This window comes from Pseudomonas sp. PAMC 25886, from assembly GCF_000242655.1.
GTDB lineage: Bacteria > Pseudomonadota > Gammaproteobacteria > Pseudomonadales > Pseudomonadaceae > Aquipseudomonas.
Genome location: NZ_AHHC01000032.1, coordinates 31,743 through 52,122 on the forward strand (window position 1 = coordinate 31,743; position 20,380 = coordinate 52,122).

The window sequence follows — 20,380 nt, forward strand, 5'->3', positions numbered from 1 at the left end:
TCGTTGGGAGTTAAATATGCGGTTCATCATCCTTGCGTGGACGCTGGGAAAACCGATTGTCGTCCTGCAGCGAATAAGCCACAGCTTCACGACGTGTCAAGAGGAAATGACGGCCCAGCGCTATCAACACACCCACCGCCAACCCTGCAACCAGGCTCAGCAGGATAACCAGGGCTTTTTTAGGCTTGATCGGGCTGAGCGGCTCTTGGGCACGCCGGTCGATAGTGACCAGTTTCAAGGCGCTCATGTCGATGTTGAGGCCGCGCAACCGCGCGACTTCCGCTCGTAATGGTTCAACATCCTGCAAGAAAATGTCTTCATTCCCGCGCTTTTTCAGTACTTCCACTTCGCGGTTGACCTGCAGCATCTGCAACTCTTTACCAATCTGTGCAATGCGACTGTTGGTAAAGTCATCGTTGGTGCGCGCCTGCAGGGCCGTGCGCTCCGCCTCAAGCGCCTCTGTACCCAGGAAGTACAGCGGGATTTTCTGATTATTGACCTCGGTGCGCATCACTTGATTCGAGCCGCTACGCGAGGCGTCCGCCATCGAGGAGGGGGTAGTCGGTGTCTTGATGCCCATCGATTTGGCAATGGAGATGGCCTCAGCCAGCTCTGCCAGTCGATCCGTTCTCTCGATTTTCATCTGCAAGCGCAGGGCAACCAACTCGTCCTCCAACTGGGCCCGCTTGAGCCGGTCGGCTTCAAGCAGCTTGGCAATCTTGGACTCCTTATCGGTTTCGTAATTGGAACGCGCCGCGTCAATCTTGCCCTTGAGTTCGTTCAAGCGGTTATTGACGATCACCTTCAGGTCAGCGCCGACTTGGGCACGTTCCGAATCAATGGCGTAATCCACAAAACCGTTGAGAATCGCCACCCCGTCAATGTCTCTGGGGTACTGCAACTCAAGCCGGATATAGTTGCTCAGGGAGTCGGCCTTTTTAGGATCAGGCAGGCTCAGGCTGATGGAGTTTCGGTTGAACTCTTCAAAACTCTGCTCCAGGCTTTGCCCAGGCTTCTGGACCGCCTTGAACAGGTCCTCGTGCGTTTTAAAGAACCCCAGGCGAGCTTCGTAGGAATCCAGCTGTGCCCCCACCTTGTTCAGGGCGTCGGCCGGGGGCAGCTTATAGACCTCGGAGCGGTTCAGTGCGTCCAGTTCGTTGATGGCGGCGGGACGTAGCACGCTACTGACCTGATATTCCCGCGGTGCCAGAAATGCGTACCCCACCCCCAGGACACCCGCCAGAATCGTACACCCCAGCACCACCTTTTTTTGCCGCCAGATACCGTGAAACACTTCAAACAGATCAATTTCGTCCGATGCCGCATGAGCTTGGAGCCGAGGAGTTTTATTCAAAACTGATACACCTTAAAAAAGTCGACAGTCAACGGCCGCACATGTTCATGAAATACTGAATAACCATGCGTAAATCAGGGACAACGCCCTGTACACCCAACACACACGATCTATCGATGGTCATCGGACCACTCCAGACCTGGAAAAGTCCCACGCGAGTAGAGATTGTTTTCCTTCAGATACTTAGATGTCATTCCCGATGCGCTGAGCGTAGACCAGCTTGTAAAGAATGGTGTCCGAAGCGGGCTACAAAATAGCGCTAAATACTCGGGATTATTAGGAAATCTCGTACGCAGATTTGAGAATTCAGACAATTCTCACAAAATCGTTTCAGTTAGGCCTTCAGACAGGGTTAACCCATGGCCTTGACTGGTCATTTCTTAACCAAAAAAAAATTTAAAGGCTGCCGGACAGACAAAAAAAAAGCCCGCGATGAGGGCGGGCCAAGGTGTTCACTGGAGTAGGTAGCCTTCACCCTACAGGTCGATAAGTGAAGGCCATGTGAAAACCATGTCGCAAGAACAGGTTGCCGGCCTGGCAGCCAGTCAGGCTGGGCGCTTGATGGCGGTCAGCGTGTAGCACAGCGGCAGTTGGGCGGGCTGGTGTTCATACTGGTCGTAGAGTTCCTCGCGATTGGAATGCGCGAACTCTTGCAGATGGCTGATCTGCAACCCGGCGGCGATGGCACCGCTGACGATCGTCCCCAATGTGTGCACAAACCAGTAGGAGGCCGCGGCAACCGCTTCGGTATCACCCTCGTAGACGATGGCCTCCTGTTGCACGAAAGGCTCGCGCTGAAAGTACGAACTCACCGGCAGCATCGGGTTGGGCGCCGTCGGGTCGAACACTTCCAGGAACGGATGGGTTTCGTAAATCACCAGGCTGCCGCCCGGCTTCAGGGTACTGGCGACATGGGCCATGAACAGCGCAATGTCCGGCATCCAGTTCAGTACGCCGATGGTGATCAAGGCAACATCGAAGCGCTCGGTCAAGCCACGGGGCAAATGGTGAATGTCGGCCTCGATGAATTGAGCCTCGTACGGCGAAGCCTCGGCCAACTCGCGGGCTTGTTGCAGAAAGGCTTCCGACTGATCTATCCCCACCACCGTGCGTGCACCCAGCCCGAACAACGACAGGCTTTCCCGCCCGTTGTTACAGCCCAGTTGCACCACGTCCTTGCCCTCCACGCCGACCTTGAGCAGCAATGCGGTCAAGGTCGGGTCCAGCCGCGAGAAGCCGGGCTTGGCCACGTCCTCAAGCAAGGCTTTCCAGTGGGCGGTGTTTTTATGCAGCCTGGCGGATTCGTTCCAGGCGTCCTTGTTGCCGGAAATGGCCTCTTGGGCCGACAGCATGTCCATTGCGTCTCCAAAACGTTCGAGTCATTGCGACAAATAAGAGGTTCGCCCTACAACAAAAGCCTCGCCATCCCTGAACCGGTAAAGAGCCTTCACTGTAGGGCGAACGGACGGAAAATAAGCCAGGCTTATGGGATGTTCAACTGTTAACCATAAATTTCCCTGAAAAAACGCCTTTCCGCGCTATTTTTCGATGCAATTGGCTCCACTTTGTAAATGTTTGTGCTTGTGCAGCCGCGCAGGCACGACGCCGGGGCCGGAAACTATCCGTTCATGCCCGAGGTCACTATCGCTACCGACCCCGTCCTTGAAGACCCTGCCGTGGCCACTCGCTCCGACCTGCGCAACACCCTGTCCCTGGACAGCCTGAACTTCTTCCTGGCGGATGTCCGTGACGGACTGGGGCCGTACCTGGCGATTTATCTGCTGGCCGTGCATCACTGGGACCCCGCCAGTATCGGCGTGGTGATGACCCTCGCCGGCATCGCGGCACTGCTGACCCAGACCCCGGCAGGCGCATTGATTGACCGAACCCGCAGTAAACGGGCGGTGATCGTCATTGCTGCGCTGTTGGTGACTGCCAGTTGCCTGCTGCTGCCCTTCGTCAGTTCCTTCAGCCTGGTGGCGCTGACCCAGGCGGCCAGCGCAGCCGCGGCCTCGGTGTTCGCACCGGCCATCTCGGCGATTTCCCTGGGCATCACCGGGCCGCGCGCCTTCACCCGCCGCACGGGTCGCAATGAAACCTTTAACCACGCCGGTAACGCGGTAGCGGCCCTCCTCGCCGGCGGGTTCGCCTACCTGTTTGGCCCGGTGGCCGTGTTTTATTTGATGGCGGTCATGGCGGTGGCCAGCGTGATCGCCGTCAGTTGCGTGTCAGCCGAGGCGATCGACCACGAGGTCGCGCGAGGCTTCGACCCTCCACACAGCGCGGAACACGAACAACCGTCGGGGATGGCCGTGCTTCTGGCGAACAAACCCTTACTGCTGTTCGCCATCTGCTGCGCTTTGTTTCACCTGGCCAATGCGGCGATGTTGCCGCTGGTCAGCCAGAAGCTGTCGCAGATCAACCTGCAAATGGCCACGCCGTTGACCTCGGCCTGCATTGTCGCGGCTCAGTTGGTGATGGTGCCGGTGGCCTGGCTGGTGGGCGTGAAGGCCGACGTGTGGGGACGCAAGCCGCTGTTGCTTGCCGGGTTCATGATCCTGCCGCTGCGGGGCGTGCTGTATACGCTGTCGAATGATCCTTATTGGCTGGTCGCGGTGCAGATGCTCGACGGCGTCGGCGCCGGGGTGTTTGGCGCGCTGTTTCCGGTCATCGTCAAAGACCTCACCCTGGGCACCGGGCGCTTTAATGTGAGCCTCGGCGCGCTGTCCACGGCATTCGGCCTGGGGGCAGCGCTGAGCAGCAGCCTGGCAGGTTTTGTCGTGCAATGGGCCGGATACAACGCGGCGTTCCTGACCCTGGCGGGTGTGGCCGCCGTCGCATTGGTGCTGTTATGGGTGGCGATGCCGGAGACTCGGGTGAATCCATCCTTGAACCGCCATACAACTCCCGCCTGACATATGCGACAATGCGCGCCAAATTCCAACATGCACCCCATTTTTCTGCTCAGCGACTGGGCCTCAAGCCTTGATGTCGCTGCTGACGTATGCCCGTTAGCCTGGGCCACAAAATGGGCCCGGCCAAATTAGCGCACTCCAAGCTATTGATAGGTAAAGTAATTGATCTCCACAGCTAACATCACCATGCAGTTCGGCGCCAAGCCGCTATTTGAGAACGTTTCGGTCAAGTTCGGCGCAGGCAACCGTTATGGCCTGATCGGTGCCAACGGTTGCGGCAAGTCGACCTTCATGAAAATCCTCGGTGGCGACCTCGACCCGTCGGGCGGCCAGGTCATGCTGGAGCCGAACGTGCGCCTGGGTAAACTGCGCCAGGACCAGTTCGCCTACGAAGAATTCACCGTACTCGACACCGTGATCATGGGTCACGAAGAGCTGTGGAAGGTCAAGGCCGAGCGCGACCGCATCTATTCGCTGCCGGAAATGAGCGAAGAGGACGGCATGGCCGTCGCCGAACTGGAAACCGAATTCGCCGAAATGGACGGCTACACCGCCGAATCCCGCGCCGGCGAGCTGCTGCTGGGCCTGGGCATCCCCCTGGAACAGCATTTCGGTCCGATGAGCGAAGTCTCCCCAGGCTGGAAACTGCGTGTGTTGCTGGCCCAGGCACTGTTTTCCGATCCGGAAGTACTGTTGCTCGACGAACCGACCAACCACCTGGACATCAACACCATTCGCTGGCTGGAAAACATCCTGACCCAGCGTAACAGCCTGATGATCATCATCTCTCACGACCGTCACTTCCTGAACAGCGTCTGCACCCACATGGCCGACCTGGACTACGGCGAGCTGCGTCTGTTCCCGGGCAACTACGACGAATACATGACCGTGGCGACCCAGTCCCGCGAGCAGTTGCTGTCGGACAACGCCAAGAAGAAAGCCCAGATTTCCGAGCTGCAATCGTTCGTCAGCCGCTTCTCGGCCAACGCCTCGAAAGCCAAGCAAGCCACTTCCCGTGCCAAGGCGATCGACAAGATCCAGCTGGCCGAGGTCAAGCCTTCCAGCCGCGTCAGCCCGTTCATCCGCTTTGAACAGACCAAGAAGCTGCACCGTCAGGCGGTCATGGTCGAAAAAATGGCCAAGGGTTTCGACGGCAAGCCTCTGTTCAAAGACTTCAGCTTCCAGGTTGAAGCCGGCGAGCGCGTGGCGATCATCGGCCCGAACGGTATCGGCAAGACCACCCTGCTGCGCACCCTGGTCAACGAACTGACCCCGGATGCCGGTACGGTGAAATGGACCGACGCGGCCGAGCTGGGCTACTACGCCCAGGACCACGCCCACGACTTCGAAGACGACATGAGCCTGTTCGACTGGATGGGCCAATGGACTCAAGGCGAACAAGTGATTCGCGGCACCCTGGGCCGCATGCTGTTCTCCAACGATGAGATCCTGAAGTCGGTGAAGGTGATTTCCGGTGGTGAGCAAGGCCGCATGTTGTTCGGCAAGCTGATCCTGCAAAAGCCGAACGTGCTGATCATGGACGAACCGACCAACCACTTGGACATGGAATCCATCGAGGCGCTGAACCTGGCGCTGGAGAACTACCCGGGCACGCTGATCTTCGTCAGCCATGACCGTGAGTTCGTATCGTCCCTGGCGACCCGCATCATCGAGCTGAGCCCAAGCGGCGTGATCGACTTCAGCGGCACCTATGACGACTACCTGCGTAGCCAAGGCGTGGTTTTCTAAGCACTGCCTGCCGTAGGAACGCCAAAGCCCCGTCCAGTGTGACGGGGCTTTTTCATTTCAGTGGCGCAAATTGTGGCGAGGGAGCTCGCGGAAAATTAGATAGCCTGCTTCCTTTTGCCCCGGGCCCTTGCCATGATGCATTCACCGCCCGCCCGCGAACGAGTCCCCATGCCTGCCCCACAGCCCGCCGCCCCCAGCTCCCTGTCGATCACCCTGCAGATCGTCTCCATCGTCTTCTACACCTTTATCGCGTTCATCTGCATCGGCCTGCCGATTGCGGTGATCCCCGGCTACGTCCATGGCGAACTGGGCTTCAGTGCGGTGATCGCCGGGATCACCATCGGCTCGCAATACCTGGCAACGTTACTCAGCCGCCCGATGGCCGGACGCATGTCCGACAACGTGGGCACCAAGCGCGCCATTGTGCTGGGCCTGAGCGGTATCTTGCTGAGCGGCGTGCTGACGTTTATCGCGACGCTGGTGCAAAGCCTGCCGCTGCTGAGCCTCGGCATATTGATCGTGGGCCGCCTGTTGCTGGGCGTGGCCCAGGGCTTGATCGGGGTGGGCACTATCAGTTGGTGCATGGGGGCGGTCGGGGCCGAACACACCGCGCGCTCGATCTCGTGGAACGGTATCGCTTCCTACGGCGCGATTGCGATTGGCGCGCCGCTGGGCGTGGTGATGGTTGCCGATTACGGCTACACCAGCCTCGGAATCGCCCTCACGGTGCTTTCCGCCCTGGGCCTATTGCTGATCCGCAATAAACCCTCGGTGCCCGTGGTGCGCGGTGAACGCCTGCCATTCTGGGCCGTGTTCGGACGCATTGCGCCGTTTGGCACCAGCCTATGCCTGGCGTCGATTGGCTACGGCACCCTCACCACGTTTATCACCCTGTATTACCTGAGCCGTGGCTGGGTCGGCGCGGCGTGGTGCCTGACGGTATTCGGGGTGTGTTTTATCCTGTCGCGCCTGGTGTTTATCTCTGCCATCAACCGCTTCGGCGGCTTCACGGCGGCAATTGCCTGCATGACCATCGAAACCCTCGGCCTCACGCTGCTGTGGCTGGCACCGTCCACCGGTGTGGCATTGATCGGCGCCGGGCTCACTGGCTTTGGGTTGTCGCTGGTGTACCCGGCGCTGGGCGTGGAGGCGATCAAGCAGGTGCCCAACAGCAGCCGTGGCGCCGGGTTGAGTGCATATGCGGTGTTTTTTGACCTGGCGCTGGCGATTGCCGGGCCGGTGATGGGCGCAGTGGCGTTGAATCTGGGCTATTCGTGGATCTTCTTCTGCGCCGCCGTGCTCTCGGTCACCGGCCTGGGCCTGACCTTGATGCTCAAGCGCCGCGCTTACTGATCAGCCGTCTGCAAGCCCGCCCGGGTGGATTGGCCCAGAGTGTGATTGAAGAACCGCCCGGCCTCGGAAATCAGGTCGCGATGGATACTTTCACGGTCAACCCCGTCGGCATCGGTGCACATGGCCGGCATCGCGGCCAGTTGGCTCTCATCGCAAGGCGCCATGAACACAAAGTGCCCTGCCCCGGCCAACAGCTTGAAGTCCGGCGGTTGCGGCAGTTTGCGCGCCAGGGCCTCGGCGTTCTTGTCCACCGCCACCAGCTTGTCACCGTCGCCGCTGTAGAGCAGCACCGGCACATGCACGTCTGCCAGGGTGTGACGGCCAAACATCAGGCTCAGCGGCGCCATCAACATCAAGGCATGGATGCGCGGGTCGGCCTGAGGCTGCAGGTCGTCACGGTCGACGATCAACTCACCCTTGGTGGTGCAGGCATCACGGTCTTCAGGACGTTGCTGGCAGTAACGGCGCAGGCGGTCCAGGTCCGGCTTGGCACCGGCGAGAATCAGCGCGGTCTCGCCGCCGGCCGAATAGCCGATGACCCCCACCTGATCGACGTTGACGAACGGCGACAGCATCGGGTCGCCCAGGGTGGCGGTGATGGCTTCGGAAATCTGGATCGGGCGCCCATACAAGTTGCTCAAGGTGCCCAGGCGGCTGTGGTCCTTATAGTTGTCGCCCGGGTGCAGCACCGCCACCACCACAAACCCTTTGCGTGCCAGGGAGGTTGCCAGGTCGTGCAGGGCCAGCGGTGTGCCGGTATTGCCGTGGGACAGCATCAACATCGGAAAGCGGCCGATGGCGATTTTCGAATCTTCAGTGGCGGCGATGTGATAAGCGCCCACCTGGGTGGTGTGTTCCAGGCCCGTGGACGGATAGAACGCGACGGCTTTCATCGGCTGCAGGTCCAGCGGGTCGAGAAAGGTCATGCGATGGAAGCCCACACTCCAATGAGGGTGCGGCGCCGGCGCGGCTTGCACTGAAATCAGGCCGCCGAGCAGAGAAATGACCAAGACTGCACAAAGACGCATCATGGGGATGTCCACCTTTGCTGCGTAAGCCCGCGTAGCTATTGAAATATCCATGGTTCAGGCGCTCGGACTGGCAGGGTTCTACCCATGCGTGCATAACCTGGGCCAAAGTAGTGACAGCGGGTAAACGAAAAAACTCCGTACTCCGTTCGCTTTTCAGGCGAGCAGAATACAGAGTTTAGGCGCCTCGACTCAGATTGATATCGAGGAACTGCAAAATTTACATAAGTCTTACGCAGCGGCGAACAATTGTTCGTTGATAACTACGTTGGCGTCGCTGATCGCCTTGCTGCGAACTTCTTCGCCGTAGCCCAAACCGTGGGCGCGGACGATTTCGATGTCGGTGATGCCAAGGAAGCCCAGCAGCACTTTCAAGTAGTCTTCGTGAGCCACGCCGGTCGGCTGGCCAACATGCAGGCCGCCGGACGTCGACACGATGATGACTTTCTTGCCACCGGCCAGGCCTTCAGGGCCGTTTTCGGTGTAGCGGAAAGTCTGGCCGGCGACGGCGATACGGTCGATCCAGGCTTTGAGCTGGGTCGGGATGGTGAAGTTGTACATCGGCGCCGCCAGTACAATCGCGTCGGCCGCGAGGAATTCAGCAAGGGTGTTGGCGCTCAACTCGGCTTCGTGTTTCTGCACGGCATCACGCAGCTCGGCTGCGGTGCCCAGTGCACCCAGGGTCACGCCGGAGAAATGGTTGATGCCTTCACCGGCCAGGTCACGGTAGGTCACTTCAACGCCTGGCTCGGCCGCCTGCCAGGTCTTGACGACGCCGGCGCTCAACTGACGGGAAACCGAGTTGTCGCCGAGGATGCTGGAATCGATATGCAACAGTTTCATGGGTTATCTCCAAGTAAGCATCGCCAGGGGCGACGGAATGGAAATAAGCCTACAGATGAAACCAATCATGTATTAGTCGGGCAAAATGCGATTGTTCGTCCCACTGGCAGGACAGTGTCTTTAATGTGAAGAGACGTAGATGGACGCGCTCGTGGGCGCCGGCAACGCGTAGGTGCGCTTCATCCAGTCAATCTCTTCAAGGGGCGTGCGACCAAAAAACCGCTTGAACTCACGGCTGAACTGCGAGGCGCTCTCGTAACCGACCTTGATGCAGGCCGTGGCGGCGGTGATATCACTCCTCAGCATCAGCAGTCGCGCCTGATGCAAGCGTGTCGACTTCAAGTACTGCATGGGCGAGGTGTCGGTCACCGTACGAAAATGCGCATGAAAACTCGGCACGCTCATCATGGCTTCTTTCGCCAGCTCCTCCACGTCCAGGCGTTGTTCGTAACACGCATGAATCTTGCGAATCGCCCGGGCCACTTTGCCAAACTGGCCCTGGCGATTCAGCGCTGCACGCATCGAACCGCCCTGCTCGCCCGTGATGATGCGGTAGTAGATTTCCCGCATCAGCGTCGGCCCCAGCACGCGCGCTTCCACCGGCACACTCATCACTTCCAGAAAGCGCAACAATGACTCACTGAGCTTGTCATCCATCGGCGAGGAGTACATGCCCTTGGGCCTGGCTTCGGGCGACGGGGCCAACTCATCCAGTTCCAGCATCAGCTCGGCAGCCAGGTTGAAATCCAGGCGCAGGTAAACCGCCAGCATCGGCTCTGCTTCGCTGGCCTCGGTTTCCATGGTGAACGGCACCGGCACCGACACCACCAGGTAGTGCTGGGCGTCGTAGACATAGATGTCTTCTCCCAGGTAACCGCGCTTGCGGCCCTGGCACACGATCACGATACCCGGGTCGTAAAGCACCGGAATCCGCGTCAACGGCCGGTTGGAGCGCAGGAAGCGCACGTCATCCAGCGGCGTCAGGTTGTAGCCCTCAACGGGCGCCAACCGCCCCATCAACTCGATGATTCTGCGGGTGCGCGGGTGCTCAAGACTCATTGGAAGGTACGTGCCGGGGAAAACCAGAAGGTAACCCGCCGATGCGTCACTGGCCAGCCAACTCTTGCTCGCGCCTGCAGTTGGGGGTGGATTTGCCGACGTCAGACGCGGATAGTTCGTCCTATTGACAGGACAATAGGCCGACCATGCAAGATCTGAATGACCTCTACTATTTCGCCAAAGTAGTGGAAGCCGGTGGTTTCGCCGCCGCCGGGCGGCTGCTGGGGATTCCCAAGTCACGGCTGTCGCGGCGCATTGCCGAGCTGGAAGAGCGCCTCGGCGCACGTTTGCTGCAACGCACCACCCGCCAGTTGACCCTGACCGCCGTAGGCGAACGTTACCTGCGCCACTGCCAGGCGATGCTGCTGGAAGCGGAAATGGCCGATGAGGCCGTGGCCAGCATGTCCAGCGAGCCCCGTGGCCGGTTGCGGGTCAGCAGCCCGGTGGGCCTGGCTCACCAGTTCCTGCAAACCGTGGTGGCAGAGTTTCTCAGCGCCAACCCGCTGGTGCAGTTGGAGATGAACCTGGTCAACCGTCGCGTTGACCTGGTAGCCGAAGGCATCGATGTGGCCCTGCGCGTGCGTGAGCTCGGGGACGAAGACCCGTTGCTGGTGACCAAGCGCCTGCGCCAGGCACAGACCGCCATTGTCGCCAGCCCCGCCTTTGTGCGAGACCGGCAGATCACCACCCTGGAAGACCTCAAGCAACTGCCGGTGCTGGGTGCCCTGGAGGCAGACCGCATGGTGCACTTCCGCATGCTGAGCCCGGAAGGCATTAGCCACGACCTGGTCATGGAAGCGCGGCTGGGCATCGACGACTTCCTGGTACGCAAGGCGTGCGCCCTCGCCAGCCTAGGGTTTACGGTGTTGCCGATGATGTACTGCGAGGAGGAGTTGGCCAACGGCCAGTTGGTGCAGCTCCTGCCGGAATGGTCCTTGCCGGGTGGCTGGTTGCAGGCGGTTTACCCACACCGGCGTGGCGTGTTGCCGGCCGTGCGGGCCTGGATCGACCATCTGGATAACGCCTTCAAAGGGTGCGGAGACCGTTTGCTATGAGAATGACCGAAGACCAAGTCGCCGAGTTTTGCCTGGGGTTGCCCGGTGCGCGGGAGGATTACAAATGGGGCGGCGTGCGGGTGTTCTCGATTGCCGGCAACAAGATGTTCGCCTTGCAGAACCTGCGGGGTGATTCGCTGGCCTTCAAGGTCGACAAGGAGCTGTTCCTGGGCCACGTAGACCGCCCGGGCATCCATCCGGCGCCGTACCTGGCGCGGGCCCAATGGATCATCATGGAAACGCCCTACCCGCTGGGCGCTGAAGAACTGCGTGGCTTGTTGCAGCGTTCCCACCAGTTGGTGGTGAGCAAGCTGCCCAAGCGCACGCAGATTGGTTTGCTGCTAGAAGATCGAGAGTAGCGTGCCGCCGAGGAACAACTGGTCAATCCAGAACACCTCGTGCAGCAATACAATCAGCCAGAACGCCACCTGATAAGACACCTTGCGCGTCTTGTGGCGGAACACCTGCTGGGCGATCAGCGCGCCCGGCCAACCGCCTGCCAGCTCAACGGCGTGCAGGATGTTTTCCGGGGTGCGCCAGCTGTCTTCGCGGGCCTTGCGCTTGTCGCGCCAGTACAGCAAGAACGCCACCACGCTGACCACGCCATACGCCACCAGCGGGACCATCGAAACCCCGCGATACCACAGCAGCGCCGAGCCCAACAGCGGCGCGGCGCACACCAGTGCAAACACCAACGCCTTGAGGCGCGGATGCTGGATGCTCATGGCTTGACGGCCGACCAGTCGATCCAGCCGAACTGCCAGGTCGCCAGGATCACCAGGCCGAAGGCGATCCGGTACCAGGCAAACGCCGCGTAGCTGTGGCTGGCGATGAACTTGAGCAGCGCCTTGACCGCGATCATCGCGAAGATGAACGAGGTGACAAACCCGATGGCAAACACCGGCAAGTCATCCGGCTGAAACAGGTGACGGTACTTGTAGCCCGAATACACCGCCGCACCGACCATGGTCGGCATCGCCAGGAAGAACGAGAACTCGGTGGCGGTCTTGCGTGACAGGCCGAACAGCAGGCCGCCAATGATGGTGGCGCCGGAACGCGAGGTGCCCGGGATCATCGCAAGGCACTGGGCGAAGCCGACTTTGACGGCGTCCTTCCAGGTAATCTGGTCGACGGTTTCGGCGTGCACTTCATGTTGGCGACGCTCGGCCCACAACATGATGATGCCGCCGATCACCAGCGCCGTGGCCACGGTGATCGGGTTAAACAGGTAGTGTTTGATCAGGTCGGCAAAAATTACCCCCAGCACGACGGCGGGCAATACCGCGATGATCAGGTTGATCGTGAAGCGCTGGGCGTTGCGCTGGGTCGGCAAGCCGATCACCACGTCGAGGATCTTGCGTCGAAACTCCCACACCACCGCCAGGATCGCGCCCAGCTGGATGATGATGTTGAACGCTTCAAAGCGCTCGCCACCGAAGTTGATCAAGTCGGCGACGATAATCTGGTGCCCGGTACTGGAGATCGGCAAAAACTCCGTCAGCCCTTCTACAACCCCGAGTATCAGCGCCTGAGCGGCGGTCCAAAGATCCATCAATTCCCCCAAAGGTCATGCTCGCGGCATGCCTCGTTCATATTTTTTAGACGTTCACTAACGATGAGTACGCGGCGAAAGCTGCGCAAATAATCAAGGCCGAGCTGCGAAAATTCCGTGAAAAATCAGGCAGGACTCAGGTTTCTTGATTCTGGGCCGAAAGCCTATCAGACAAGCCGGAAATGTCGATGCAGCACCCAAAATTATAAGAACACGGAGTGACAGGACCATGAACAGTTTGCGCAGTATGTCGATCAGCCGGCGCCTCTGGCTGATCCTGATCGTCGCCGTGTTGATGCTGCTAACCCTCGGCCTGCTTATGCTCAAGCAGATTCATGACGACCTTTACCAGGCCAAGAGTGAGCAGACCCAGCGAGTGGTTCAGACCGCCAACGGGATCCTGACGTATTATCACAGCCTCGAAACCAGCGGCGTCCTGACCCGCGAAGCGGCCCAGAAGCAAGCCTTGAGCGTGGTCCGCGGCCTGCGCTACGGCAAGGATGATTACTTCTGGATCAACGACCTCACGCCCGTGATGATCATGCACGCGGCCAACCCCAAACTGGATGGGCAGAACCTGTCGGCGATTCGCGACCCGGACGGTTTTGCGGTGTTCAACGAGTTCGTGATCCTGGCCAAGGCCAAGGGCGCCGGGATGGTGAACTACCGCTGGCCCAAACCCGGGGCCGATGCGCCGGTGGCCAAGACCTCGTATATCCAGCTGTTTGAACCCTGGGGCTGGATCATTGGTTCCGGCGTGTATGTCGATGACGTGCAGGGCGAGTTCCGGGGCCAGGTGTGGAAGGCCTCGATGGTGGGCCTGGTGATTGCCGTGATCATGGCGCTGCTGGTGGTGTTGATTGCCCGCAGCATCGTGCGCCCGTTGCAACAAGCGGTGAACGCCATGGCCAATATCGCCAGCGGCGAAAGCGACCTGACCCGCACCCTCGACACCCACGGCCAGGACGAGGTCACCCAACTGTCCCGGCACTTCAACAGTTTTACCGCCAAGCTGCGGCAGGTGGTCGGCCAGTTGCAGACCTGCGCCAATGCACTGGGCCAGTCGTCCACCGAGTTGGGCAGCAATGCCAGCGACGCCCATGACCGCAGCCAGCAGCAATCCCAGCAGATGGAGCTGGTGGCAACGGCGATCAACGAAGTCACCTACGGCGTGCAGGACGTGGCCAGGAATGCCGAGCACGCCGCCAGCGAAATGCGAGACGCCCAGGTACAGGCCGAACAAGGCCAGCTCAATATCGACGGCAGCCTGCAACGGATCGACCAGCTCTCCACCACCATCAGCCAGGCCGTGGAAGTGATCCGCACCCTGTCGACGGAAAGCACGCAGATTGGCGGCGTGCTGGAAGTGATCCGCTCCATCGCCGACCAGACCAACCTGCTGGCCTTGAATGCTGCGATCGAGGCGGCACGCGCCGGGGAGCAAGGGCGGGGCTTTGCGGTGGTGGCCGATGAAGTCCGGCTGCTGGCGCAGCGCACGCAAAAATCCACGGCTGAAATCCAGAGCATGATCGAGCGCCTGCAAGGCCACTCGGAAGCGGCGGTCAAGGTCATCAGCGACAGTCACCAGGCGTCGCAACTGACCATCGAACAAGCGGGCCAGGCCGGCGCGAGTTTGACGGCCATCGGCCAGGCGTTGCGCAATCTCAATGGGCTGAATGCATCGATTGCCAGCGCCACGTTGCAGCAGGCGCATGTGGTGGAGGACATCAACCAGAACGTCACTCAGGCGGCCGGGTTGTCCCACAGCACGGCGTTGGCGGCAGAGCAGTCCAGCGTGGCGAGTGCACACTTGAAGGGATTGAGCGAACAACTCGACAGGCTTCTGCGCCAGTTCAAGGTCTGACTCGATCTCTGCCAAAAGGGCTTTCTGTAGTGAGGGGGCTTGTCCCCCGCTGGGCTGCGAAGCGGCCCCAAAACCCTGCCACTCGGTTTGTCTGAAAGAACGCGTTTACCTTATCAGGGCCGCTGCGCAGCCCAACGGGGGACAAGCCCCCTCACCACAGAGGAGCTCTACCCCGCGCCCACCACTCTGGTTACAATCACCGCCCTCTTAGACTCCCCCAAGGAACCGCCATGTCCGGGCTTGAACTGTTTGCCGCCGCCCTGGGGGTGATCGCTGTCTGGTTGACGGTTAAACAGAACCCCTGGTGCTGGCCCATCGGCCTGGTGATGGTGCTGCTGTACACCTGGATCTTCTTCGATGTGAAGCTCTACTCCGACATGCTGCTGCAAGTGATCTACGCCGCCCTGCAACTCTACGGCTGGTGGCAGTGGACCCGCGCCGGCGAGGTCAGGCAAGGCCGGCAGGTCACCAGCCTGGGGCTGCAACCGATCCTGCAAGGCCTGGCCGTAGGTGCCCTCGGCAGCCTGTTGCTGGGTGCGGCCATGGCCCACTGGACCGACGCCGCCCAACCCTGGCTGGACGCGGCCCTGACCGGCTTCAGCCTGGTGGCGCAAATGTGGATGGCACAAAAACGCGTGCAGTGCTGGCCGCTGTGGATCACCGTGGACGTGATCTTTGTCGGGCTGTTCCTCTACAAAGGCCTGTACCTCACCGCCGCGCTCTACGCCTTGTTCACCGTGATCGCGGTGCAGGGCTGGCGCGAATGGCGCGCCGACCCGGCGTTGCACGCATGAAAGTCGTGGTACTGGCCGGCCCGGAATCCAGTGGCAAAAGCTGGTTGGCCGCGCAGTTGCAGGCACACTTTGGCGGGCTGATGGTGGGCGAGTACGTGCGCCATTTCATCGACCAGCATCAGCGCGATACCACCCTGGCCGATATTCCGGACATCGCCCGTGGCCAACTGGCCTGGGAAGATGCCGCCCGTGCCGCACAGCCGGCGTTGCTGATCCTGGACACCAACCTGCTGACCAACAAGCTGTGGAGCCAGACGCTGTTCGGCGACTGCCCGGCATGGCTCGACAGCGAACTCCTGGCCCGCCACTACGACCTGCACCTGCTGCTGTCGCCTGAAGACGTGGAGTGGACCGCCGACGGGCAACGCTGCCAACCGGCGTTTGCCGACCGCCTGGCATTTTTCCAGGCCAGCCTTGAGTGGCTGGAGCAGCAGCACCTGCCGCTGCAGGTGATCCGCGGTGACTGGCAAGCACGCCAGGCCCAGGCATTTGCCGCCGTGGAGCAGTTGCTACAGCCGCTCCAGGTTGGCATTCAGCTTTAGCAGCAACGCCAGCAACGTCTGCTCCTCCTCCTCGGTAAACCCTTCCAGCGCCTGCGCGGTGCCCTGTAGCAGGACTTCCCTGGCCATCGGAAAGTTGGCTCGGGCAGCGTCTGTCAGGGTAATCAACCGGCTGCGTTTATCCGCAGGGTCCGGCACCCGTTGAATCATCCCGTCGCGCTCCATGCGGGCGAGCAATTGCGCCATGCTCGACTGCTCGACCCCAACGATGCGCACCAGTTCGGCCTGGGGCAGGCCCTCGCTGTGTTTGAGTGCCACCAGCACCGGAATCTGCGCCACGGCGAAGCCCAGCTCACGCAGGCGGCCTTCGTAAATCCGCGTGAAACTGCGGTGGGCGACGCCGATTTGTTGCATCGGGTGGGGAGCGGGTGATTGATCATTCATCGTGTCGTTGACTTTCCATAGGAGCCTATGCATCAAATGTATAGGATCCTATCAACGCCACCAAGGACAATTTTCATGAATCGCTCATCAAGCATCGCCATTGTCGGTGGCGGCCCCGCCGGGCTGACCCTGGCACGGATTCTTGTGGTCAACGGTTTTACCGTCAGCGTATTCGAGCGTGAGCGCGGGCCGCTGGAGCGCCCTCAGGGCGGCACCCTGGACCTGCACGCGGAATCCGGCCAGCTTGCGCTGAAACGCGCGGGCCTGGAGGACGCCTTCCGCAGCATCGCCCGCTATGAAGACCAGGGCTCACGCCTGATGGACAAGCACGCCCGCCTGCTGCTGGAAGACCCCGACCCTGGCGCCGGCGATCGCCCGGAAGTCGACCGCACCGCCTTGCGCCAGATCCTGCTGGACTCGCTGCCTGACGATTGTGTGAAGTGGGACGCCAGCGTCAACGAGATCCGTCAGGCGGGCGACGCACACTGGACCGTGCATCAGGGCGACACCGTCCATGGGCCGTTTGACCTGATCGTCGGCGCCGACGGTGCCTGGTCGAAAGTGCGCCCGTTGCTGTCGCGCTATCAGCCGCAGTACAGCGGACTGACGTTTATCGAGTTCGGGATTGATGATGTCGATCGCCGCCATCCCGCCCTCGCCCAACTGGTCGGCCGTGGCAAACTGGACGTTTCGGGTGATGCCAGGGCGCTGGTGGTGCAACGCAATGCCAACGCGCACCTGCGCGGCTATGGGATCTTTCGCGTTCCCACGGACTGGGCCGCCCGGCAGCTCGACTGGTCATCCCCGCAAGCGACCCGGCAATCGCTGCTCGCCCAGTTCGAAGGCTGGCACCCGGATATCCTGGCGCTGCTGCACGCCGCAAACGAGCGGTTCCTGTCCCGGGCAATTCATGCGCTCCCCGTCGGCCATCATTGGGCGCATCGCGCGGGCCTGACGTTGATCGGCGACGCGGCGCACCTGATGTCACCGTTTGGTGGCGAAGGCGTGAATGCCGCGATGCTCGACGCGGCGGAGCTGGCCCGGCACTTGATCGAAAACACCTCATGCTCCGAAGCGGTACAAGCCTACGAAGCCGAGATGTTTGAACGCATTGAGCCCATTGCCCGTGACAGCGCTGAAGCGGCTGCCACCCAGCTTTCCCATGATGATATCGCCCTCTCCCTGGCGCACTTTCTCAGCCACCAGGGAGAGCACGACGGATCGACGCCTCAGTAGCCCAGCGACAGCCCGGTATTGCGCCGTGGGTCGTTGGCCCCGTAGAAGCGGTTGTTGCCGACCGGCTTGCCATCCAGGGACGGCGCGCCCACCAGGATCGCCGCCAGGTGGTTGGCGTCCTGCGGGCCGGCAAACTTGTGGCCCCAGCCTTCGAGGATTTTCTGGGTATCGGGGCTCAGGGCAAAGCGCTCGATATTGGTCGCCTCAGGCAACCATTGCTGGTGGAAACGCGGTGCGTCCACGGCTTCCTGAATGTTCATCTTGTAGTCGATCACATTGAGGATGGTCAGCAAGGTGGCCGTGATGATGCGGCTGCCACCCGGCGTACCCACCACCATCACCGCCTTGCCATCCTTGGTGACGATGGTCGGGCTCATGGACGACAGCGGCGTCTTGCCCGGGGCGATGGCATTGGCTTCGCCCTGCACCAGGCCGTACATGTTCGGCACGCCGATCTTGGAGGTGAAGTCGTCCATTTCGTCGTTGAGGATCACCCCGGTCTTGCTGGCCATCACGCCGGCACCAAACCAGTCATTGAGGGTGTAGGTCACCGAGACCGCGTTGCCCCATTTGTCGACGATGGAGTAATGGGTGGTGTTATTGCCCTCGTGAGGCGAAACGCCCGGCTTGATGTCCTGGGAGATGCCGGCCTTTTGCGGGTCGATGGCGGCGCGCAGTTTGGCGGCGTAGTCCTTGTCCAGCAGATGGTCGACCGGGTTTTGCACGAAGTCCGGGTCGCCGAGGTAGCTGTTGCGGTCGACGTACGCGTGGCGCATCGCCTCGATCTGGTAGTGCAAGCCTTGGGCCGAGTGATAGCCAAGATCGGCCATCGGGTAGCCTTCGAGGATGTTCATGATCTCGCAGATGACCACGCCGCCTGAGCTCGGTGGTGGCGCAGACACCACGTGGTAGCCGCGGTAGTCGCATTCCACGGGCGCCAGTTCGCGGGTCTTGTACTTGTCCAGGTCGGCCTGGGTGATGATGCCTTTGCCCGACTGGCTCGAATCGACAATCGCCTTGGCCACCCAACCTTTATAGAAGCCGTCGGTGCCCTTGGCGGAGATTTCCCGCAGGGTTTTCGCCAGGTCTTTCTGCACCAGCTTCTGACCTACCAGCATGGGTTCGCCGCCGTGCAGGAAGATGCCGCGCAGGTCTTTGTCTTTCTTGAATTCGTCGGTGGCGGTGTGCAGCAGGTCGATATCGCCCTGCTCCAGGGCAAAGCCCTCTTCAGCCAGCTTGATGGCCGGGGCGATCACCTGGGCGCGCTTGAGGGTGCCGTATTTGCTCAGCGCCAGTTCCATGCCCGACACGGTGCCGGGAACGCCGACGGCCAGGTGGCCCTTGGAGCTGAGGTCCGGGACGACGTTGCCGTCCTTGTCCAGGTACATGTCGGCGGTGGCTGCCAACGGCGCTTTTTCACGGAAGTCGAGGAAGGTCTTGCGCCCGTCGGCCAGTTGCACGGTCATGAAGCCGCCGCCGCCCAGGTTGCCGGCCGCCGGGTACACCACCGCCAGGGCGTAACCCACCGCCACCGCTGCATCCACGGCGTTACCACCGGCCTTGAGCACATCCACGCCCACATGGGTGGCCAGGTGTTGCGCGGTGACCACCATGCCATTTTCGCCAGCCACCGGGGCCTGAGAGGCCGCCTGTACACCGCTGACGGTCAGCACCAGCGCCGTGGCAATCAATGTTCGGGTAAACGGTTGGTATTTCATCCCTGGCTACTCTGTTTATTAGAAGAACTAGAAAGTAATACGTTTCGGATCCAAGCCCCAGCGTGATGCCGCGTTTGTGACAGAGCCTGTCGGTAACGGAATAATGCCCATGCTATATTCCGGGCCTTTACGCTGTGCAGCAGAGGCTTTTCGATGGTGATCAAGAAGACCGGTATCCGCGCCCAGCAGGCCGACCAGACCCGTGCGCGGATTCTCCAGGCGGCGGTCAAGGTCTTCACCCGCGACGGCTATTCCGGCGGGCGCGTCGAAAGCATTTCCCGGGAGGCCGACTCCAACGACCGCATGCTCTATTACTACTTCGGCAGCAAGGAACACCTGTTCGTGTGCGTGCTGGAACACACCTATGAACAGTTCAATAAGGCCGAAAGCAAACTCAAGCTCGACCTGAGTGCGCCGGTGCAAGCGTTGCAGGCGCTGGTGGCGTTTATCTGGAACTACTACGTCAAGCATCCCGAGTTTGTGGCGATCTTGAGTATCGAGAACCTGCACAAGGGCAAGCATGCCAAGCAGTCCGGCGAATTGCGCCGGCTGTCCGGGGAGGCGGTCGGGGTATTGCGGCCGATCATCGAAGCCGGCCAGGCACAGGGGCTGTTTCGCGAGGATGTGGACATCAAGCATGTGTACTTGATGATTGCTTCGTTGTGCTACTTCTACAACTCCAACCAGCACACCCTCAGTTCGTTTCTGGGGGAAGATCTGGCGGACAAGGGGCAGCAGCGGGATTGGCTGGGGTTTATCAGTGATCTGGTGTTGCGTGGTGTACGGTAGAAACCGAATCAAAATGTGGGAGCTGGCTTGCCTGCGATTGCGGTGGATCAGCTAATAATTCAGTGACTGACGCACCGCTATCGCAGGCAAGCCAGCTCCCACATTTGATCTCCATATGGCTTGAATT

The 20,380-nt window shown here is 60.8% G+C and carries 19 protein-coding genes; 10 read left to right on the forward strand and 9 right to left on the reverse strand.

Going from position 1 to position 20,380, the window contains the following annotated elements; all coding sequences use genetic code 11:
• Positions 1–10 precede the first annotated feature (10 nt).
• On the reverse strand, positions 11–1,354 hold the full coding sequence (locus tag MUM_RS0110115) for a Wzz/FepE/Etk N-terminal domain-containing protein (RefSeq protein WP_010169555.1): 1,344 nt from the start codon (positions 1,352–1,354) through the stop codon (positions 11–13).
• A 545-nt stretch (positions 1,355–1,899) separates the two neighbouring features.
• Positions 1,900–2,712: a class I SAM-dependent methyltransferase gene (locus MUM_RS0110120; protein ID WP_010169557.1), complete on the reverse strand. Its 813-nt coding sequence runs from the start codon at positions 2,710–2,712 to the stop codon at positions 1,900–1,902.
• A 318-nt stretch (positions 2,713–3,030) separates the two neighbouring features.
• Here MUM_RS0110120 and MUM_RS0110125 point away from each other — a divergent pair, with 318 nt between their 5' ends.
• From MUM_RS0110125 to MUM_RS0110135, 3 genes are all read left to right on the forward strand, one after another.
• The gene (locus MUM_RS0110125) at positions 3,031–4,269 is read left to right on the forward strand and encodes an MFS transporter (RefSeq protein WP_029615833.1); all 1,239 of its coding nucleotides are present in this window, start codon (positions 3,031–3,033) and stop codon (positions 4,267–4,269) included.
• 162 nt (positions 4,270–4,431) lie between these two features.
• A complete protein-coding gene (locus tag MUM_RS0110130; RefSeq protein ID WP_010169561.1) occupies positions 4,432–6,018 on the forward strand; it encodes an ABC-F family ATPase in 1,587 nt (528 codons plus the stop codon).
• 168 nt (positions 6,019–6,186) lie between these two features.
• Complete coding sequence (locus tag MUM_RS0110135) at positions 6,187–7,371, forward strand: MFS transporter (protein ID WP_010169563.1); 1,185 nt, start codon at positions 6,187–6,189, stop codon at positions 7,369–7,371.
• On the opposite strand, the gene MUM_RS0110140 is transcribed toward MUM_RS0110135, so the two are convergent.
• The 3 genes from MUM_RS0110140 to MUM_RS0110150 all read right to left on the reverse strand — a co-directional run bounded on the left by MUM_RS0110140 (position 7,365) and on the right by MUM_RS0110150 (position 10,301).
• A complete protein-coding gene (locus tag MUM_RS0110140; RefSeq protein ID WP_010169565.1) occupies positions 7,365–8,402 on the reverse strand; it encodes an alpha/beta hydrolase family protein in 1,038 nt (345 codons plus the stop codon). The genes MUM_RS0110135 and MUM_RS0110140 overlap by 7 nt on opposite strands.
• A 228-nt stretch (positions 8,403–8,630) precedes the next feature.
• Positions 8,631–9,242, reverse strand: a complete 612-nt coding sequence (locus tag MUM_RS0110145; RefSeq protein WP_010169567.1) for an FMN-dependent NADH-azoreductase — start codon at positions 9,240–9,242, stop codon at positions 8,631–8,633.
• A gap of 120 nt (positions 9,243–9,362) precedes the next feature.
• Positions 9,363–10,301: an AraC family transcriptional regulator gene (locus MUM_RS0110150; RefSeq protein ID WP_029615834.1), complete on the reverse strand. Its 939-nt coding sequence runs from the start codon at positions 10,299–10,301 to the stop codon at positions 9,363–9,365.
• A gap of 146 nt (positions 10,302–10,447) precedes the next feature.
• Between MUM_RS0110150 and MUM_RS0110155 the strand changes: the two genes are divergently transcribed.
• Positions 10,448–11,356: a LysR substrate-binding domain-containing protein gene (locus tag MUM_RS0110155; RefSeq protein WP_010169571.1), complete on the forward strand. Its 909-nt coding sequence runs from the start codon at positions 10,448–10,450 to the stop codon at positions 11,354–11,356.
• Entirely contained in the window at positions 11,353–11,715 is a 363-nt protein-coding gene (locus tag MUM_RS0110160; RefSeq protein WP_029615835.1) for an MmcQ/YjbR family DNA-binding protein, read from the forward strand. The genes MUM_RS0110155 and MUM_RS0110160 overlap by 4 nt, the downstream gene beginning before the upstream one ends.
• On the opposite strand, the gene MUM_RS0110165 is transcribed toward MUM_RS0110160, so the two are convergent.
• Positions 11,698–12,081 carry a DUF1294 domain-containing protein gene (locus MUM_RS0110165; RefSeq protein ID WP_010169575.1) on the reverse strand — a complete coding sequence of 128 codons (384 nt, stop codon included), beginning with the start codon at positions 12,079–12,081 and terminating at the stop codon, positions 11,698–11,700. The two genes, MUM_RS0110160 and MUM_RS0110165, sit on opposite strands and share 18 nt — an antisense overlap.
• On the reverse strand, positions 12,078–12,908 hold the full coding sequence (locus MUM_RS0110170; protein ID WP_010169576.1) for an undecaprenyl-diphosphate phosphatase: 831 nt from the start codon (positions 12,906–12,908) through the stop codon (positions 12,078–12,080). Before MUM_RS0110170 ends, MUM_RS0110165 begins: the two co-directional genes overlap by 4 nt.
• Positions 12,909–13,137: 229 nt before the next feature.
• Here MUM_RS0110170 and MUM_RS0110175 point away from each other — a divergent pair, with 229 nt between their 5' ends.
• The 3 genes from MUM_RS0110175 (at position 13,138) to MUM_RS0110185 (ending at position 16,108) form a co-directional block, all read left to right on the forward strand.
• The gene (locus MUM_RS0110175; RefSeq protein ID WP_010169579.1) at positions 13,138–14,772 is read left to right on the forward strand and encodes a methyl-accepting chemotaxis protein; all 1,635 of its coding nucleotides are present in this window, start codon (positions 13,138–13,140) and stop codon (positions 14,770–14,772) included.
• A 230-nt stretch (positions 14,773–15,002) separates the two neighbouring features.
• Positions 15,003–15,566 carry a nicotinamide riboside transporter PnuC gene (gene pnuC, locus MUM_RS0110180; RefSeq protein WP_010169581.1) on the forward strand — a complete coding sequence of 188 codons (564 nt, stop codon included), beginning with the start codon at positions 15,003–15,005 and terminating at the stop codon, positions 15,564–15,566.
• Complete coding sequence (locus MUM_RS0110185) at positions 15,563–16,108, forward strand: AAA family ATPase (RefSeq protein WP_010169583.1); 546 nt, start codon at positions 15,563–15,565, stop codon at positions 16,106–16,108. Before pnuC ends, MUM_RS0110185 begins: the two co-directional genes overlap by 4 nt.
• Here MUM_RS0110185 and MUM_RS0110190 read toward each other — a convergent pair.
• The gene (locus MUM_RS0110190) at positions 16,076–16,510 is read right to left on the reverse strand and encodes a MarR family winged helix-turn-helix transcriptional regulator (RefSeq protein WP_029615836.1); all 435 of its coding nucleotides are present in this window, start codon (positions 16,508–16,510) and stop codon (positions 16,076–16,078) included. The genes MUM_RS0110185 and MUM_RS0110190 overlap by 33 nt on opposite strands.
• Before the next feature lie 75 nt (positions 16,511–16,585).
• On the opposite strand from MUM_RS0110190, the gene MUM_RS0110195 reads away from it, so the two are divergent.
• A complete protein-coding gene (locus MUM_RS0110195) occupies positions 16,586–17,746 on the forward strand; it encodes an FAD-dependent oxidoreductase (protein ID WP_010169588.1) in 1,161 nt (386 codons plus the stop codon).
• Here MUM_RS0110195 and ggt read toward each other — a convergent pair.
• Positions 17,740–19,464, reverse strand: coding sequence for a gamma-glutamyltransferase (gene ggt, locus MUM_RS0110200; protein WP_010169591.1), 1,725 nt, complete (start codon positions 19,462–19,464; stop codon positions 17,740–17,742). The genes MUM_RS0110195 and ggt overlap by 7 nt on opposite strands.
• Positions 19,465–19,617: 153 nt before the next feature.
• Between ggt and MUM_RS0110205 the strand changes: the two genes are divergently transcribed.
• The gene (locus tag MUM_RS0110205; RefSeq protein ID WP_010169592.1) at positions 19,618–20,253 is read left to right on the forward strand and encodes a TetR/AcrR family transcriptional regulator; all 636 of its coding nucleotides are present in this window, start codon (positions 19,618–19,620) and stop codon (positions 20,251–20,253) included.
• Positions 20,254–20,380: the final 127 nt, after the last annotated feature.